The organism is Giesbergeria sinuosa (assembly GCF_042652905.1).
Lineage (GTDB): Bacteria > Pseudomonadota > Gammaproteobacteria > Burkholderiales > Burkholderiaceae_C > Simplicispira > Simplicispira sinuosa.
On record NZ_JBHSHJ010000004.1, the window covers coordinates 47,090 to 62,301 of the forward strand.

General features: G+C 59.5%; 17 protein-coding genes. 10 read left to right on the forward strand and 7 right to left on the reverse strand.

The features are described from left to right. Nucleotides 1-17 precede the first annotated feature (17 nt). Both ompR and ACFO6X_RS06800 read left to right on the forward strand, forming a co-directional pair. On the forward strand, nucleotides 18-749 hold the full coding sequence (ompR, locus tag ACFO6X_RS06795) for an osmolarity response regulator transcription factor OmpR (RefSeq protein ID WP_382431362.1): 732 nt from the start codon (nucleotides 18-20) through the stop codon (nucleotides 747-749). 36 nt (nucleotides 750-785) lie between these two features. Beyond that, nucleotides 786-2,276: an ATP-binding protein gene (locus tag ACFO6X_RS06800; RefSeq protein WP_382431364.1), complete on the forward strand. Its 1,491-nt coding sequence runs from the start codon at nucleotides 786-788 to the stop codon at nucleotides 2,274-2,276. On the opposite strand, the gene ispF is transcribed toward ACFO6X_RS06800, so the two are convergent. Both ispF and ACFO6X_RS06810 read right to left on the reverse strand, forming a co-directional pair. Further along, nucleotides 2,233-2,745 (reverse strand): 2-C-methyl-D-erythritol 2,4-cyclodiphosphate synthase, encoded by a 513-nt coding sequence (gene ispF / locus ACFO6X_RS06805; protein ID WP_382431366.1) that lies wholly within the window; start codon nucleotides 2,743-2,745, stop codon nucleotides 2,233-2,235. The two genes, ACFO6X_RS06800 and ispF, sit on opposite strands and share 44 nt — an antisense overlap. 12 nt (nucleotides 2,746-2,757) lie before the next feature. Continuing rightward, nucleotides 2,758-3,597, reverse strand: coding sequence for an IspD/TarI family cytidylyltransferase (locus ACFO6X_RS06810; RefSeq protein ID WP_382431368.1), 840 nt, complete (start codon nucleotides 3,595-3,597; stop codon nucleotides 2,758-2,760). Nucleotides 3,598-3,693: 96 nt separating this feature from the next. Between ACFO6X_RS06810 and mfd the strand changes: the two genes are divergently transcribed. The 7 genes from mfd to ACFO6X_RS06845 all read left to right on the forward strand — a co-directional run bounded on the left by mfd (nucleotide 3,694) and on the right by ACFO6X_RS06845 (nucleotide 10,603). Beyond that, nucleotides 3,694-7,182 carry a transcription-repair coupling factor gene (gene mfd / locus ACFO6X_RS06815; RefSeq protein ID WP_382431370.1) on the forward strand — a complete coding sequence of 1,163 codons (3,489 nt, stop codon included), beginning with the start codon at nucleotides 3,694-3,696 and terminating at the stop codon, nucleotides 7,180-7,182. A gap of 158 nt (nucleotides 7,183-7,340) precedes the next feature. Next, nucleotides 7,341-7,496 carry a PIN domain-containing protein gene (locus ACFO6X_RS06820; protein ID WP_382431372.1) on the forward strand — a complete coding sequence of 52 codons (156 nt, stop codon included), beginning with the start codon at nucleotides 7,341-7,343 and terminating at the stop codon, nucleotides 7,494-7,496. Next, nucleotides 7,493-8,137 (forward strand): hypothetical protein, encoded by a 645-nt coding sequence (locus ACFO6X_RS06825; RefSeq protein WP_382431374.1) that lies wholly within the window; start codon nucleotides 7,493-7,495, stop codon nucleotides 8,135-8,137. Before ACFO6X_RS06820 ends, ACFO6X_RS06825 begins: the two co-directional genes overlap by 4 nt. A 74-nt stretch (nucleotides 8,138-8,211) precedes the next feature. Continuing rightward, a complete protein-coding gene (gene serB, locus ACFO6X_RS06830; RefSeq protein ID WP_382431376.1) occupies nucleotides 8,212-8,922 on the forward strand; it encodes a phosphoserine phosphatase SerB in 711 nt (236 codons plus the stop codon). Then, nucleotides 8,919-9,476 carry a redoxin domain-containing protein gene (locus ACFO6X_RS06835; RefSeq protein ID WP_382431378.1) on the forward strand — a complete coding sequence of 186 codons (558 nt, stop codon included), beginning with the start codon at nucleotides 8,919-8,921 and terminating at the stop codon, nucleotides 9,474-9,476. Before serB ends, ACFO6X_RS06835 begins: the two co-directional genes overlap by 4 nt. A gap of 43 nt (nucleotides 9,477-9,519) precedes the next feature. Continuing rightward, entirely contained in the window at nucleotides 9,520-9,978 is a 459-nt protein-coding gene (locus tag ACFO6X_RS06840; protein ID WP_382431380.1) for a group III truncated hemoglobin, read from the forward strand. An 88-nt stretch (nucleotides 9,979-10,066) separates the two neighbouring features. Further along, the gene (locus tag ACFO6X_RS06845; RefSeq protein WP_382431382.1) at nucleotides 10,067-10,603 is read left to right on the forward strand and encodes an ABC transporter substrate-binding protein; all 537 of its coding nucleotides are present in this window, start codon (nucleotides 10,067-10,069) and stop codon (nucleotides 10,601-10,603) included. A gap of 13 nt (nucleotides 10,604-10,616) precedes the next feature. Here the strand turns inward: ACFO6X_RS06845 and ACFO6X_RS06850 are convergent, their stop codons facing one another. The 4 genes from ACFO6X_RS06850 to ACFO6X_RS06865 all read right to left on the reverse strand — a co-directional run bounded on the left by ACFO6X_RS06850 (nucleotide 10,617) and on the right by ACFO6X_RS06865 (nucleotide 13,485). Then, the gene (locus tag ACFO6X_RS06850) at nucleotides 10,617-12,428 is read right to left on the reverse strand and encodes a hypothetical protein (protein ID WP_382431384.1); all 1,812 of its coding nucleotides are present in this window, start codon (nucleotides 12,426-12,428) and stop codon (nucleotides 10,617-10,619) included. Then, nucleotides 12,425-12,784 (reverse strand): translation initiation factor Sui1, encoded by a 360-nt coding sequence (locus ACFO6X_RS06855; RefSeq protein ID WP_382431386.1) that lies wholly within the window; start codon nucleotides 12,782-12,784, stop codon nucleotides 12,425-12,427. Before ACFO6X_RS06855 ends, ACFO6X_RS06850 begins: the two co-directional genes overlap by 4 nt. After that, nucleotides 12,781-12,957, reverse strand: a complete 177-nt coding sequence (locus ACFO6X_RS06860; RefSeq protein WP_382431388.1) for a LiaI-LiaF-like domain-containing protein — start codon at nucleotides 12,955-12,957, stop codon at nucleotides 12,781-12,783. Before ACFO6X_RS06860 ends, ACFO6X_RS06855 begins: the two co-directional genes overlap by 4 nt. Nucleotides 12,958-13,023: 66 nt before the next feature. Then, nucleotides 13,024-13,485: a DUF2721 domain-containing protein gene (locus tag ACFO6X_RS06865; RefSeq protein WP_382431390.1), complete on the reverse strand. Its 462-nt coding sequence runs from the start codon at nucleotides 13,483-13,485 to the stop codon at nucleotides 13,024-13,026. A gap of 121 nt (nucleotides 13,486-13,606) precedes the next feature. Here ACFO6X_RS06865 and ACFO6X_RS06870 point away from each other — a divergent pair, with 121 nt between their 5' ends. Beyond that, nucleotides 13,607-14,881: a DEAD/DEAH box helicase gene (locus ACFO6X_RS06870; protein ID WP_382431392.1), complete on the forward strand. Its 1,275-nt coding sequence runs from the start codon at nucleotides 13,607-13,609 to the stop codon at nucleotides 14,879-14,881. On the opposite strand, the gene ACFO6X_RS06875 is transcribed toward ACFO6X_RS06870, so the two are convergent. Then, complete coding sequence (locus tag ACFO6X_RS06875) at nucleotides 14,863-15,201, reverse strand: DUF6172 family protein (protein ID WP_382431394.1); 339 nt, start codon at nucleotides 15,199-15,201, stop codon at nucleotides 14,863-14,865. The genes ACFO6X_RS06870 and ACFO6X_RS06875 overlap by 19 nt on opposite strands. Nucleotides 15,202-15,212 lie beyond the last annotated feature (11 nt).

Consider the following 15,212-nt stretch of genomic DNA (forward strand, 5'->3'; position numbering starts at 1 on the left):
TAACCACGGGGTACGATATGGCAAGCACCAACCACCGGGCCGACAAGATTTTGATTGTCGATGATGACGCCCGCATTCGCGATCTTCTGCGCCGCTATTTGGCACAAGAAGGCTTTGAAGTTATGGTGGCCGAAGATGGCAAGGCACTCAATCGATTGTTGCTGCGCGAAACGGTCGATTTGATCGTGCTGGATCTGATGATGCCGGGCGAGGACGGTCTGTCGATTTGTCGGCGTCTGCGAGCCTCCAATGACCGCACACCCATCATCATGCTCACCGCCAAAGGTGAAGATGTAGACCGGATTGTGGGTCTGGAAGTAGGTGCAGACGACTACTTGGGCAAGCCTTTTAACCCACGCGAACTGTTGGCCCGCATCCACGCAGTGCTGCGTCGACGCCCACCGCAAGAAGCCCCAGGCGCTCCATCGGGGGAGAATGAGGTGGTGACTTTCGGCCCCTTCACTTTTGACATGGGTACCCGTACCCTGCAAAAGAGTGGCGATGAACTGCCATTGACAACGGGCGAATTTGCCATGCTCAAGGCCTTGGTGCGCCACCCCCGCCAGCCGTTGTCGCGAGAGAAGTTGGCCCTGTTGGCCCGTGGCCGCGAGTTTGAGCCATTTGACCGCAGTTTGGATGTGCAAATCTCGCGCCTGCGCAAACTGATTGAAGACGATGCCGCAGCACCACGCTATATCCAGACCGTCTGGGGGGTGGGTTACGTCTTTGTGCCCGATGGCAACCACTAAGGACGCATGGGCATCAGGGACAGGGGACGTGCAGCCATGAGTCACACGGCACACCCTGATGCGACCAGCCCTGCCCCGCTAGAACCCAACAAAATCCAGAGAGAAGCCAGCAAACGGATGCGCCTGAATCTGTTTTGGCGGACTTTCTTTTTGTTGGGCTTGTTGCTGGTGGTCAGCATTTTGGCGTGGTTGCAAACCCTGCGAGAGTTGGAGTTTGAACCCCGCGCCCTGCATACAGCACAGCAAGTGGCCTCTTTGGTCAACCTGAGCCGCACGGCATTGCTGCACACCGATCCACCAGCGAGGGCTTCGTTGCTACAGCATTTGGCCGATCAGGAAGGGCTGCGCATCGTGCCCCGCTTGCCGGAAGACCACTTTGCGCTGCTGCCGCCTTCCACCCCAAACCAACGTTTGCAGCAAGCACTGACCCAACGGCTGGGCAGAAGCACCATCGTAGCCAGCAGTGTCAACGGTGATGCGGGGTTGTGGGTGAGCTTTAGCACCGGCAGGGAGGCACAGTGGTTGCGCATGGACAGCACCCGCATCAGCCCGGCCAGCGGCAACACCTGGCTGTTTTGGTTGGTTACCGCAGGCGTGTTGTCACTCGCTGGTGCAGCCACCATCGCCCGGCTCATCAATCAGCCACTCAAGCAGCTGTCTTATGCTGCCAACAAGGTGCAAGATGGCGATTTTGCTGCCAGCCACTTGGATGAAGAGGCTGTGACCAACGAGATTCGCGAAGTCAACATTGGCTTTAATCGCATGGCAGAAAAACTGGCCAAGTTGGAGCAAGACCGTGCTGTGATGCTGGCTGGTATCTCGCACGATTTACGTACTCCATTGGCGCGTCTGCGTTTAGAGACCGAAATGAGCGTCTCTGACGAAGTGGCCCGCGAGCACATGGTGGCTGACATCGTGCAGCTCGATGCCACCATCGACAAGTTTTTGGATTACGCCCGCCCTGACCACGTCACCCTCAAGCCCGTGAACTTGCAAGCTGTGGTGGCTTCCTGCGTTTATGCAGTGCAAGACCATCGGGAGTTACAGATCACCATGACGGTGCCTGAAGACCTGAATGTGCTGGCAGACGAGGTGGAGCTGGCACGCATCATCTCCAACCTGTTGGAGAATGCCCGCCGCTACGGCAAAACCCCCGATAGTGCAGGCATCACCCATGTAGATATTGCGGCCAAGGGCAATGAAAACTGGGTGCTGATCAAGGTGCGTGACCACGGCTCGGGGGTGCCTTCGGAACAATTGGCTAATTTGACCAAGCCATTTTTCCGGGGAGACTCGGCCCGCACGGCGGCTGCTGGTGCGGGTTTGGGCTTATCGATTGTGGACAAAACGGTGCAGCGTATGGGAGGGGTGTTTGCTTTGGCTAATTCCAGCGCCGGGGGGTTGGTGGCACATATACAACTGCAACGTGCCCACGACTTGCCCGACGGTGCCGACCCACAGCAAAGGCTGCAACGCCCGCAGGTTAAGCGCAAGCTGCCGCCGCGTCCAACCCCGGCACAGGGCTGAACAACAAGGCCACGGCTCGGGCCTCGATGGCCAGTCCTTGGCCTACTGGCCCCAAACGCTCGGCAGTCTTGGCCTTGATGTTGATTTGTGGCAGTTGCAAGCCTAGCGCCTGGGCAATAGCTTGGCGCATGGCTGGAATATGGGCGGCCAAACGGGGAGCCTGGGCCACGATGGTGCTGTCAATATTGCCCACCTCATAACCTTGCGCACGTACTCGGCGCAGTGCTTCGGCGAGCAGCACCATCGAGTGGGCACCCTGGAAGGTGGCATCGGTATCTGGAAAATGGCTACCAATGTCTCCTAACGCAGCTGCGCCTAATATCGCATCAGTGATCGCGTGCAGCAATGCATCGGCATCGGAATGCCCCAGCAGACCGTGGTGGTGTGCAATCTCAATGCCACCGAGCACCAGGGGGCGTCCTGGCACCAGTGCATGGATATCCCAGCCTTCGCCAATTCTGAAATTCATCGCAGTTTGTCCTTAAAAAATAGTGCGTGGTGGGGCATCGCTGGCCAGCCCACGCTCTCCACCAAAACGCTCTAGTGTGGCGGCATGGGCACGTTGGGCCAACACGGCCTCGGCCAGTGCGAAGTCCTCGGGATAGGTCACTTTGAAATTGAGCGCACTGGCAGGTACCAGACGTGGGTGCAGTCCCATCGCTTCAATGGCGCTGGCCTCGTCTGTGGCCGCTGGCCCAAGGTGCTCTAGTGCTTGGCACAAAGGCCCTATACGAAACATCTGAGGCGTTTGGGCCAGCCATTTGTCGCTGCGATCAAGCGTGGTGCCCACCCGCAAACCACCGGGGCCATGGGTGGCCGTCTTTAAGGTGTCTGCCAGCTTGTGGGCCAGCAGGCCTCCAACGCCATCGGTGGCACAGGCATCGATCAGTGCGTCAATTTGCTGTGGGGTGATGAGGCAACGGGCTGCGTCATGCACCAAGACCCAGTCATGCTCCTGCGCGCCGCGTTGGCGCAATGCGTGCAAGCCCCCCAGCACCGTCTCGGCCCGTGTGGGGCCACCGCATTCTGCACGCAAGAGGGACGGCAAGGGATAGGCGTCCAGAAACCGATCGCCCGCAGCCACCGCTACCAGCGTGGCTTGTATGCGTGGCACCAAGGCAAACGCGGCCAAGGTGTGCAATACCAGTGGTTGACCGGCCACAGTTTGGTACTGCTTGGGCAGCACAGAAGCTCCATCGGTACGGTCGGCTGCCAGAGCGCGGCTGCCCGTCCCTGCACAGGGAATCACAGCCCAGAACCGAGGGAGGGGGGAGACAGAAGCCGCAGGCAGGCTGAGGGAAGAGAGCAAAGGTGCAGTCATGGTGGCGCATTCTAGAATTGCGAATTCCCGCCGCGCACGGTGCGCGCGCCGTTTGCGCCACCGGGGCCGAGGTGCGGCCATTTTCCTCCTGAGCGCATGGACCTCCCCAAACTCTCTCCTGGCAAACGCTTTACCCTTCCTCGCCCTCTGGGCAGTGCCGATGCTTTGCTGCTGGCCTGTCTGGGCGAGCGCGAGCAGGCTGCTCGCCGAACCACCGCCATCGTGACTGCCGATGCTACGGATGCTGGGCGCTTGCTCGATGAGCTGGCATTCTTTGCGCCAGGCTTGCGCTGTGCGCTGTTTCCGGACTGGGAAACGCTGCCTTACGACACGTTCTCGCCGCACCAAGATTTGATCAGCGAACGTCTGGCTGCACTTTGGCGTATCCGCCAAAAAGCGCAAGATACAGGGGCCGATGTGGTGATTGTGCCGGCCACCACGGCCCTGTACCGGCTGGCACCACCGAGCTTTCTGGCGGGCTACACCTTCCATTTCAAGGTGGGACAAAAGCTAGATGAGGCCCAATTCCGCGCCCAACTCACCTTGGCAGGTTACAACCATGTGACACAGGTGGTCAGCCCTGGCGAGTATGCGGTGCGCGGTGGCCTGATTGATCTGTTTCCGATGGGATCGCCCGTGCCCTATCGGGTTGATTTGTTCGATGACGAAATTGACAGTATCCGCACCTTTGACCCCGATACCCAGCGCAGCCTTTACCCCGTGCCTGAGGTGCGCTTGCTGCCGGGGCGCGAGTTTCCGATGGATGAAGCCGCACGGGCCAAGTTTCGCAGCCGCTGGCGCGAGTTGCTGGAGGGCGACCCAACCAAAAGCCGTATCTACAAAGACATGGGCAACGGGGTAGCCACCGCAGGCATTGAGTATTACCTGCCACTGTTCTTTGACGACACTGCCACCGTATTTGACTACCTGGGCGAACATGCCACCGTGGTGCTGCATGGTGATTTGGAACCGGTGTTCCAACGTTTTTGGCAAGACACCCAAGATCGCTACCGCTTGGTGCAGGGCGATCCAGAGCGCCCCGTGCTGCCACCGCAAGCCCTGTTCTTGAGTGCTGAACAGTTCTACGGCCAGTGCAAGGCCCATGCCCAACTGGCACTGCGCCCCGCCAACAGCGATGCGGTGGCAGACAAGTCCGACATCCAAAGCATCCAAGATGTATCGGTGGTGCGGGGGTCTGAAGACCCATTGGCCCGTTTGCGCACCTACATTGCCCAGACGCCACAGCGCGTGTTGCTGCTGGCCGAAAGCAATGGCCGACGCGAGAGCTTGCTGGACTTTCTGCGCGCTGGCAAAGTGCAGCCGGTGGTGTTTGAGTCATTGGCTGACTTTGTAGCCAGCACCGAGCCGTTGGGCATGGCCACTGCGGCCTTGACGGCGGGTTTCTCCTGTGTAGAACAGGGCATAGATTTCATCACAGAGACCGAATTGTTTGCTGCTGGGGCCAGCACCCGCCGGCGCAAAAAGCAAGAACAAGTCAGCGATGTGGAGGCGCTGATTAAGGACTTGAGTGAACTCAATATCGGCGATCCGGTCGTTCATAGCCAGCATGGCATTGGTCGCTATCGGGGGCTGGTGAATATGGATTTGGGCGAGAAAAACGCCGATGGCAGCCCGGCCCTGCAAGAGTTCTTGCATTTGGAATACGCAGCCCAAGCCGTGCTCTACGTGCCGGTCAGCCAGTTGCACCTGATTAGCCGCTATACCGGCGTGAGTGCTGACGAAGCCCCGCTGCACAAGCTGGGCAGCGGCCAATGGGAAAAAGCCAAGCGCAAAGCTGCCGAGCAGGTGCGCGACAGTGCGGCCGAGCTGCTCAATATCTACGCCCGCCGTGCGGCCCGCGAAGGCTTTGCCTTCCGCTTCCACCCGCAAGAATACGAACAATTTGCCAACGACTTTGGCTTTGAAGAAACCGCCGACCAAAACGCCGCCATCCACGCCGTGATCCAAGACATGATCAGCCCCCGCCCCATGGACAGGCTGGTGTGTGGCGATGTGGGTTTTGGTAAAACCGAAGTGGCGCTGCGTGCGGCCTTTGTGGCGGTGACTGGGGGCAAGCAGGTGGCCTTGCTGGCCCCGACCACGTTGCTGGCCGAGCAGCATTACCAAACGCTGGTAGACCGTTTTGCCAAATGGCCGGTCAAAATTGCCGAAGTGTCACGCTTTCGCTCGGGCAAAGAGATCTCTGCCGCTATCAAGGGCATTGCCGATGGTACGGTGGACATTGTGGTGGGCACGCACAAGCTGTTGTCTGAGTCCACCCAATTCAAAAATCTGGGTCTGCTCATCATTGACGAAGAACACCGCTTTGGTGTGCGGCACAAAGAGCAAATGAAGGCTTTGCGCGCCGAGGTCGATGTGCTCACCCTGACGGCCACCCCGATTCCGCGCACCATGGGCATGGCACTAGAAGGCCTGCGCGACCTGAGTGTGATTGCCACGGCCCCACAACGGCGCTTGGCCATCAAAACCTTTGTGCGCAGTGAGAACAACGGCGTGATTCGCGAGGCAGTGCTGCGCGAACTCAAGCGCGGCGGCCAGTGTTACTTTTTGCACAACGAGGTGGAAACGATTGAGAACCGCCGCCAAAAGTTGCTAGAAATCTTGCCCGAGGCGCGCATTGGCGTGGCGCACGGCCAAATGCCCGAGCGCGAACTGGAAAAAGTGATGCGCGACTTTGTGGCGCAGCGTTTCAACATCCTGCTGTGCTCCACCATCATCGAGACCGGCATTGACGTGCCCACCGCCAACACCATCATCATGAGCCGGGCCGACAAATTTGGCTTGGCACAATTGCACCAGTTGCGCGGTCGGGTGGGCCGTAGCCACCACCAAGCCTATGCCTATCTGATGGTGCCTGATGTAGAAAGCCTGACCAAACAGGCACAACAGCGGCTAGACGCCATCCAAGCCATGGAAGAGCTGGGCAGCGGCTTTTATTTGGCCATGCACGATTTGGAGATCCGTGGCGCGGGCGAGGTGCTGGGCGAGAACCAAAGCGGCAACATGATGGAGATAGGTTTTCAGCTCTACAACGAAATGTTGTCAGAGGCCGTGCGCTGCCTGAAAGCGGGTAAAGAGCCGGATTTATTGGCCCCACTCTCGGCCACCACCGACATCAACCTGCATGCCCCGGCTTTGTTGCCAGACGATTATTGCGGCGATGTGCATTTGCGCCTGAGCTTTTATAAAAAGCTGGCCACGGCCAAAACTGCCAACCAAATGGATGCACTGCTGGAAGAAATTGTTGACCGCTTTGGCAAGCTGCCACCGCAAGCCCAAACGTTGATCGATGTCCATCGTTTGCGTGTGCTCAGTCAGCCCTATGGCGTCATGAAGGTGGATGCCACGCCGGGCGTCATCATCATCACCTTCAAGCCTCAGCCGCCCATCGATCCGATGCGCATTATTGAACTGGTGCAAAAGCACAAGCACATCAAGTTGGCTGGCAACGAAAAGCTGCGCATTGAACGCGCCCTGCCCGACCCACAAGACCGTGCCCAAGCCGTGCGCGAGATTTTGCGCAGTTTGGGAAAGCCGCTGGGCGAGGCTGTACCAGCCATGTAATGGGACAGAACGTATAATTTTGCCCATTACATTGGGGGCGTTGTGTTGCAAGTCGCCATTCGCATGGGTGATGGTGTCGTCGCCCGCGCCAAACCCCAGCCAGCGCCATCGCTACCCCTGCGGCGGGGTGGTTCTGACTGAAATATGGCCTGTATGCCTTGATTGCACAGGGAACACCCATTGGCACCATAGACGCGCTGATCGCAGGTACTACAGCCTTGGCGCATAACCAGACCTTGGTCACACACCACACCAACGGGTTCTCGCGTATGCCCTGCTTGTTACTGGCCGATTGGTACGGCCACACCCCATGATTCCTGCCAGCGACTCCTTTCTCAATGCCAGCTTGTTGGTCTGCACCTTGGCTGTGGCCCTGTGGATGCGCCCGTGGCGCTGGTTGCGTGGTGGCACCTTACTCACGCCGGTATTGGCGACCTTGGTGGTGTTGCCGTGGATGTGGGCCTTGCCCCAATTGCATGCTATGCCGCTGCAATTGCAGTTCTCGGGCGCCTGCATGGTCACGTTGATGCTGGGCTGGCCGTTGGCCGTACCCCTGCTGCTGTTGGTGGCCTTTATTGCCGAGATGCTCAGTGGTGCCTTATCGCTCGATAGCATGATGGCTTTGGCGCTATGGCAAGGCGTGCTGCCCGCCACTTTGGCACTGGGTCTGGGTGCCTTGCTGCGGCGACTGACCGGGGAACATCTGTTTGTTTATGTGTTGGGCCGGGCTTTTTTGGGCACTGCGATTTGCCTGTTTGCCTCATCGGGGCTGGCGCAATGGTTGGGGCAACCGTTGCCGGGGGTGGACAGCAATCTGTCGATGGTGGCCCATTGGCTCATGGCTTGGGGTGATGCCTTCATGACGGGCATGCTCACCGCCGTCTTTGTGGCCTTTAAGCCAGAATGGTTGGCTACTTGGTCTGATCAGTTGTATCTGCGTCCGCCACCGGCCTGAGCTGGACATATTGGGCCAGATGGCTGGGGCCGGGCCGCCTTATTTTTTATTTTCTCTGTATCCACCATATAGCTATGCCATCCACAGAATTGTCCCCCGGCCTTGTGATTCAAAATATAGATGCTGCGTTGCGCTTGCAGGATTTCAAACTGATTGCGTTTGATATGGATTCCACCCTGATCAATATCGAATGTATTGATGAAATTGCCGATGCGGCCGGGCGCAAAGCAGAGGTGGCCGCCATCACTGAGGCGGCAATGCAGGGCGTGATCACCGATTTTAAGGAGAGCCTGCGCCGCCGTTTGGCACTGCTCAAGGGCGTGCCCGTCAGCCACCTAGAGGCAGTGTTTGCCGAGCGTTTGCGCTTCAATCCCGGTGCCCAAGAGCTGATGGCAGCGGCACGGGCCGCTGGTTTGAAGACCTTGTTGGTCTCGGGCGGTTTTACTTTCTTTGCCGACCGGGTCAAGGCTGGCTTGGGAATGGACTTTGCCCGTGCCAATCGGTTGGAGATGGAAGACGGCCACCTCACGGGGCGTCTGATCGAGCAAAGTTGGGGTGATATCTGTGATGGCGCAGAAAAGCGGCGCACCTTGCTGGAAGTGGCATCACTGATGGGTATCGATCCACAACAAGCCATTGCCGTGGGGGATGGTGCCAATGATCTGCCGATGATGGGCGTGGCGGGGGTGTCGGTGGCCTACCATGCCAAACCTGCGGTGCGTGCCCAAGCCAAGGTGGCTATTAACAGCGGTGGGTTGGATCGGTTGCTGGAAGTCTTGCGTTGAACGCTGCGCCCCCAACATTGGTGGCACGTTGGCTGGAGCGTTGGCGCCATGTGGCCCGCAGGCAGGCACCTACTGTGTTGGCCTTGCTGGTCGTTGTGGCAGCCGCCCACTTTTGGCACACGCGCCATCTGCCTCACGGCTTGGTGCCCGATGCCACGGTGCAGTTGGTCAGTGGGGAGCGCTTGCGCCTGAGTGAGTGGCGGGCGCGCTACCCCGGCAAGCCGGTGGCGTTGCATATTTGGGCGGAGTGGTGCCCTATTTGCCGAACTGAGGAGCACAGCGTAACGCGGGTGCAGGCTGACTGGCCAGTGCTGACCATCGCCATGCAATCGGGGCAGGCTGCGCAGGTACAACGGGTATTGCAACAGCGCAGCCTGCCTTGGCCCACGGCAATAGATGCGGATGGCACCTTGGCCCGCAGCTTGGGTGTGCATGCCGTGCCGGCCTTGTTGGTGCTGGATGCCCAGGGGCAATTGCAGGCGGCATCGGTAGGCTACACCAGCGAAGTGGGTATGCGCTTGCGCTTGCGTTGGGCCTCTTGGCAGAATGGATGAGAGCCGCGTTTCCTTTGTCGTTGCCCCTCACATTCTTGTCACCATGACTGCTGCTGCCCCCCCCCTGCCCCTTGCCCAAGCCTCGGCCCCTGATTTGGAACACATTACCGCCTTGGTGCATCGCTTTTATGCCGATGTGCGTGCTGATCCGGTACTGGGGCCAGTGTTTGAACAGGCTTTGCACGATCGCTGGGAGCCGCACTTGCAGCGCATGGTCGATTTTTGGAGCACGATTGCACTGGGCAGCAAACGGTATAGCGGCAATGTGTTTGCCAAGCACATGGCACTACAAGGCATCACCCCCGAACATTTTGCTGCTTGGGTGCGGTTGTGGGCTGTGCATACTGAGCGGTTGTTTGCCCCGGAGGTCGCGCAAGAATTGCAGACGGTGGCCCACGGCATTGCCCGCAATTTGTACCTGGGTTACTTTGGCACCCGCCCGGTGTTTAGCACCGACCCTCCAGAAGACCCGAACGCCCTGCCCATTCTGCATGGAACTTAAAAACGGGTGCCTGCTCTCAACAACAGTCTGGACACACTGCTGCCGTTGGGTGGCACGTGTCCCATTACAACCTACTGGAGACTGTTTCATGCCCCGCTTCTCGCTGCACACCACCGCCACGGTATTAACGTTCACGGCGGCGGCTTTGGTTATGCCCTCATTGGCCCATGCTAAACGCTTTGGCAACAGTAAGCCTGTGCCTGCAGCCCGTATTGGCAGCCATGCCACCCCCACAGCCCCTGTAACGGCGCCTAGTGCCCCGGTGTCGCCCTTGGCCACCACCCGGCCTGCTGCTCCGGTGGCGCCTACCCCCGCAACAGCACCTGTGGCACCGGCCAGCGCGGCGGCTGGCGCTGCTGTGCCTGCTGCCCCAACGGCAGGTGGTTCTGGAATGATGGGAACATTGGGGGCGGCTGCTGTGGGGGCCGTGGCTGGCTCTTTAGCGGGCAATGCCTTGGCAGGTGCTTTGACCCCTGATGCGAAGGCCAAAGAGGCTGAAGCGGCTGCGGCCAAGGCCAAGGAAGCTGAAGCTGCTGAGAAAGAAGCCCAAGAACTGCAAAAAAAGGCGGATGAAGCCAAAAAGAAGGCTGAAGAGGCCCGCGCTGCTGCGGCCGTAGCCAAATAAGCAAGCCAGCCACTCAAATGTGAGGACGCACCCAATAGAGCAGTTCTGCTGGCGCGAGTATCCAAGCGCCAGTGTCCTCGGCTTGTGCGGCTTGGGCTTGGTCTTGTGTCACCAGCAGCCGCAGGTGGGCTGGTGTTGCCACCTGTAAATGGTGCAGATAGGCCAAGAGACGCGCATCTGCGCGGTCGCTGCCTTGGCCGCCAGAAAAATGCACCCGCATATTGGCTGCCCGTGTGCTGTCCGAAAGAACGGGGCCATCAAACCATAGGTGGATATGCAGGGTTGGGTAACGCTGCGCTGTGGCGACCAACAGAGCAGTGAGGTGTTCGCGGGCTTGGGCACCCGGTTGCCCCTGTTCATACCACGGTTTAAAAGCTGCTGTTTGGGTGAATAGCACATTGTGACCATCTACCAGCAGCGTGGCTGGGTGGCCTTGGGCCAGTTCTGTCTGCAAAGCCCGCAAAGGCAGGGCCAGGTTCTTGGCCCCACGCGGGGCCGTGCTGGTCAGTGCGTACAACCTGATGCTGGCTTGATCGATCAAGGCGTAGGCTTGTTGCAAGGACTGGTTGTCTAACCATCCCAGGGTGGCACTGGCCTGTAATGCACGGCGCATTGCTGCAACGCCATCCAGTGTCTGCTGTGTTGCCAGCGTTTGTTCCATCTGTGCCAGCAGGGGATGTGCGGGTGCAGGCAACGGGGCATGGTTGTGCAGGCATTGTTCTATGTGTTGCATCCGGGCTTGTAGCTGCTGGGCCAGTGGGAGCAATTCGGGCAGGGGGCGCAGCGCATCGCGGTGGGCTTGCACCAGACGGGCATGGGCTTGTTGGCAGGCCAACAGTTCAGTGCGCAGCTGTGAGCGTAGGCCATGCAAGCGGTCGTGTGCTGCTTGGCGTTGCAACAAAGCGTCGGCCTGTTGCAACAGGCTGCTATGGTTGCTGGAGAGGGCGGCCACCTCATCGGCCAAGGTTTCGGCGGGCCGCAGCCAAGGCAGCAAGCGTTCATCCCACAGCGCCGTGACACGCTGAGTCACACGCGTTTCCCATTGGGTTTGCAGCGCGATGCGCTCGGCTTCTGCCGTGGCGGCCAGCGTTTTGGCGCTTTCTAGTGCATGCTGGGCCGAGGCCAAAGCCTGTCCCTGTTGCTGGTGTTGGCCTGTCAGTGCGTTGAGTTCTCGGCGCAGGCGTTTGGATTCCTTGTCTTTTTCACGCCATGCCTGCATCAGCCGTTGTTCGTTGGCGGTGCGGCGGGTGCTGGGTGTGGGCGCTGGTGTGTGGGCGTTGGGCGCTGTGGGCACAACGCTGGAGGCAGCGTCAGACACCCCAGCCTGTGCGGACAGGGTGTGCAAATGGGCCAACAGGGGGAGGAGTTCGGCCTGCAAGCGTGGTGCGGCAACCCGTACGGTGTCGGCAGTGGGTGCTTCCTCTGGTGCTGGGGGGTGTGCCAGCCATTGCGGTGCCAGATGGCGCACGGCATCACGCTCATCCAGATACAGGGCCGCCACCAAAGCCACGGTGCCAAAGCAATGGCACAGCGGCACTGCCCAACGCTCCAACACCTGCTGGGACAACACCGACACCAGGGAGGCCGACAAGGTGGTTTGCACCAGCAGGTCGCGGTAGACGCAAGGCAACTCTTGCAATTGCCCCAGGCGGCGCTGGATGCGGTTGCGCGCTATCGTTAAATCGATCTTGCCTATTCTGAAACCTGCCCCTAGCTCTGGCTGTTGGGCCACGAGGGCCTGGATGGCTGCGGGTGTTGCCCGCACAATCGATTGCTTCCAGGCCTCCAGCACCAAGGCGGGAACGGGTTGGTCGTCTATTGTCATCCGCCTGCACGCTTGACGGTATAGCCCTGTTTTTTCAGTGCTTCTATCACCCGTTCTATGTGGTCGCCTTGCACCTCAATCACCCCGTCTTTGACGGTGCCCCCAGTGCCACAGGCCGCCTTGAGCTGTTTGCCCAATTGGGCCAAGGCGGTGGCCTCTAGCAGCACCCCTTTGACCAGTGTCACTGCCTTGCCGCCGCGCCCCTTGGTTTCGCGCGAGACACGCACGATGCCATCGCCTTGGGGCACAGGGGCTGCTTTGCAAATGCACTGTGCCTGTGGTTGACGGCAATCAGGGCACATGCGCCCATGCTCGGTGGAGTAAACCAAGCCTCCCAGACTGGCCAAGCCCTTCATTTGCGGTCGCGCCGGTCGGGGGAGAAAAACAGCATGATCCCCACCACAATCAGAATCAACGGCCACCAAACCCTGAACAGTTGGAACAGGCTGACGTTGATCAGCTCTAGGTTGTTGAGCAGAAAAAAGGTGCCCAGCAGCACCAGCACAATGGCGGCAAAGTTGCCTTTCATAAGAACGCTCCGTCTCTTGTATCGTCGGTGGAATATGCCATCCTAGCGTGTTGGCACCATGCCGGGTTAGCGTGGGCCATCATGCCCCAACATGTGGAAGTTGAGCAGTCGGGTGGCCATGACCGTCTCTACGAAGAACAGTACCAGCGCCAGCAAAAACGACACCACACCGATCAGAAAACTGCCCAAAGCCCAACTGTGGCCGCGCAGGCTGGTGGTCTCACCCAAAAATAGCAACACAATGGTCAGGCCAATAAGAAAGCCGCACAGCGTGAGCAGGCCAATGCAACCATTGGCCATGCGCCCTCGGGTGCGCAGATAGCCCAACTCCAACAAGGCACGTTGCAGAAAATCGGAATCGGTGGATTGGCGGGCGCGCTCTTCCACCAGTCGGGCGCGGTCGATGATGCGTGCCAACCGTCCGGCTACAGCACCAATCATGCCTGCCACGGCAGTGAGCAAAAACACGGGTGCTACAGAAAGCTGGATGCTGTGGGTGATGGTGGAGGAGTCAACAGACAAAGGCATGGCACGAACTTTCACAGCAAGCTGATGGGGACACCGGTGAGCAATTATCGGGCCAGATACCGGCATGGCGCACAATCCCCCTTTGCCTGTTGGCCACCTTCTACTGCACCTTTTTCTCACCATGCCCTTTGCCTCTCTTGGCCTTTCTCCTGCTCTTGCCCGTGCCGCCAGCGCGTTGGGCTTTACGGTGCCCACACCCATCCAAACGCAGGCTATTCCAGCCATTCTGGGCGGTGCCGATGTTTGGGCTTGCGCCCGTACCGGCTCGGGCAAAACAGCAGCCTTTGCTCTGCCTGCACTACAGCAGCACCAGAATCTGCTGCTGGCACCGCGCCCCCGCAGTGGAGCCCGCCGGGTGCATACCTTGGTGGTGGTACCCACGCGTGAGCTGGCTGCCCAAGTGGGCGAGGTGGTGCGTGCGTTGGGCCAACCCTTGCCACAACCGCCCAAAGTGGTGGTGGCGTTTGGGGGTGTTTCTATCAACCCACAAATGATGGCTTTGCGTGGCGGGGCCGACATTGTGGTAGCCACGCCAGGGCGTTTGCTCGATTTGGTAGCCCAGCGTGCGTTGCGCCTGTCTGCCGTGCAATTGTTGGTGTTGGACGAGGCCGACCGTTTGTTGGATTTGGGCTTTAGCGAAGAATTGCAGCGCGTGCTGGCGCTGTTGCCCGTGCAACGGCAAACGTTGTTGTTCTCGGCTACCTTTCCCGATGGCGTGCAAACCTTAGCGCACAGCCTGTTGCGCACACCCGTGCGTATCGAAGTGGTTGCCCGCGAGGAGGATTCCCCACCCGAGGCCACCATTCTTCAACGCGCCATAGCCGTAGACGACAAGCGCCGCACCCAGCTTTTGCTCAAGCTGATCAAGGATGAAGGCTGGGATCGGGTGCTGGTGTTTGTCGGTACCAAATACATGGCAGAGCATTTGGCAGAAAAGCTTTATCGTGCCAAGGTGTTTGCCACCCCTTTTCATGGAGACCTGAGCCAAGGTGCGCGCACGCAGGTGCTCGATGAGTTCAAGGCCCACCGCTGGCAGGTGGTGGTCACGACCGACCTGGCTGCCCGTGGTATTGACATTGCCCAATTGCCGGTGGTAGTCAATTACGACTTGCCGCGCTCCACCGAAGATTACACACACCGCATTGGCCGCACAGGCCGTGCTGGTGAAAGTGGCCTGGCCGTCACGTTGGTGACTCCGGCCAGCCAAGCCCATTGGCATTTGATTGAAAAGCGCCAGCACCTCAGTGTGCCACTGGAGCATATCGACGGCTTTGAACCGACCGAAGTGGCCCCTGTGCCCGCTCCTGGCAATGGCGGCATCAAAGGCAAACGCCCAAGCAAGAAGGACAAGCTGCGCGCTGCCCAGGCGGTCAGTGCTCAGTCCTTGCCCAAATAGGGGGCAGCGATAGGCGGCTCTACGGGGCCACGCACTGGTGGGGCTTGGCGTTGGCCGTGGCCTGCCAAAATCTCCAGATAAAAATGGGTGCCGCCCTCTTTAGCCAGAGCATCGACTGCTGCGATGATCGCTCCCACCCCAATGGGGGTGGCCGTTTCTTTGCTGGGGCCAAACTGGCAGGCAAAGTCCCAATAATCCACCCCCTTGGGCAGGGGGCGGCTGCGTTCGCGCTTGAGGTATTTGCGAATCTCGTGCTTGGTGGCGTCTAGCACGCGGTCGGGGTGCTTGCCTTCTATCTGGAGTTGGAATGTTTTGCGCATGGAGTTGTCCT

Coding starts and splice junctions, on each gene's coding strand:
- mfd (WP_382431370.1), top strand. CDS start 3,694: ATGGACCTCCCCAAACTCTCTCCTGGCAAACGCTTTACCCTTCCTCGC.
- ACFO6X_RS06875 (WP_382431394.1), bottom strand. CDS start 15,201: ATGCGCAAAACATTCCAACTCCAGATAGAAGGCAAGCACCCCGACCGC.
- ACFO6X_RS06800 (WP_382431364.1), top strand. CDS start 786: ATGAGTCACACGGCACACCCTGATGCGACCAGCCCTGCCCCGCTAGAA.
- ompR (WP_382431362.1), top strand. CDS start 18: ATGGCAAGCACCAACCACCGGGCCGACAAGATTTTGATTGTCGATGAT.
- ACFO6X_RS06810 (WP_382431368.1), bottom strand. CDS start 3,597: ATGACTGCACCTTTGCTCTCTTCCCTCAGCCTGCCTGCGGCTTCTGTC.
- ispF (WP_382431366.1), bottom strand. CDS start 2,745: ATGAATTTCAGAATTGGCGAAGGCTGGGATATCCATGCACTGGTGCCA.
- ACFO6X_RS06860 (WP_382431388.1), bottom strand. CDS start 12,957: ATGAAAGGCAACTTTGCCGCCATTGTGCTGGTGCTGCTGGGCACCTTT.
- ACFO6X_RS06840 (WP_382431380.1), top strand. CDS start 9,520: ATGACTGCTGCTGCCCCCCCCCTGCCCCTTGCCCAAGCCTCGGCCCCT.
- ACFO6X_RS06870 (WP_382431392.1), top strand. CDS start 13,607: ATGCCCTTTGCCTCTCTTGGCCTTTCTCCTGCTCTTGCCCGTGCCGCC.
- ACFO6X_RS06825 (WP_382431374.1), top strand. CDS start 7,493: ATGATTCCTGCCAGCGACTCCTTTCTCAATGCCAGCTTGTTGGTCTGC.
- serB (WP_382431376.1), top strand. CDS start 8,212: ATGCCATCCACAGAATTGTCCCCCGGCCTTGTGATTCAAAATATAGAT.
- ACFO6X_RS06865 (WP_382431390.1), bottom strand. CDS start 13,485: ATGCCTTTGTCTGTTGACTCCTCCACCATCACCCACAGCATCCAGCTT.
- ACFO6X_RS06845 (WP_382431382.1), top strand. CDS start 10,067: ATGCCCCGCTTCTCGCTGCACACCACCGCCACGGTATTAACGTTCACG.
- ACFO6X_RS06855 (WP_382431386.1), bottom strand. CDS start 12,784: ATGAAGGGCTTGGCCAGTCTGGGAGGCTTGGTTTACTCCACCGAGCAT.
- ACFO6X_RS06850 (WP_382431384.1), bottom strand. CDS start 12,428: ATGACAATAGACGACCAACCCGTTCCCGCCTTGGTGCTGGAGGCCTGG.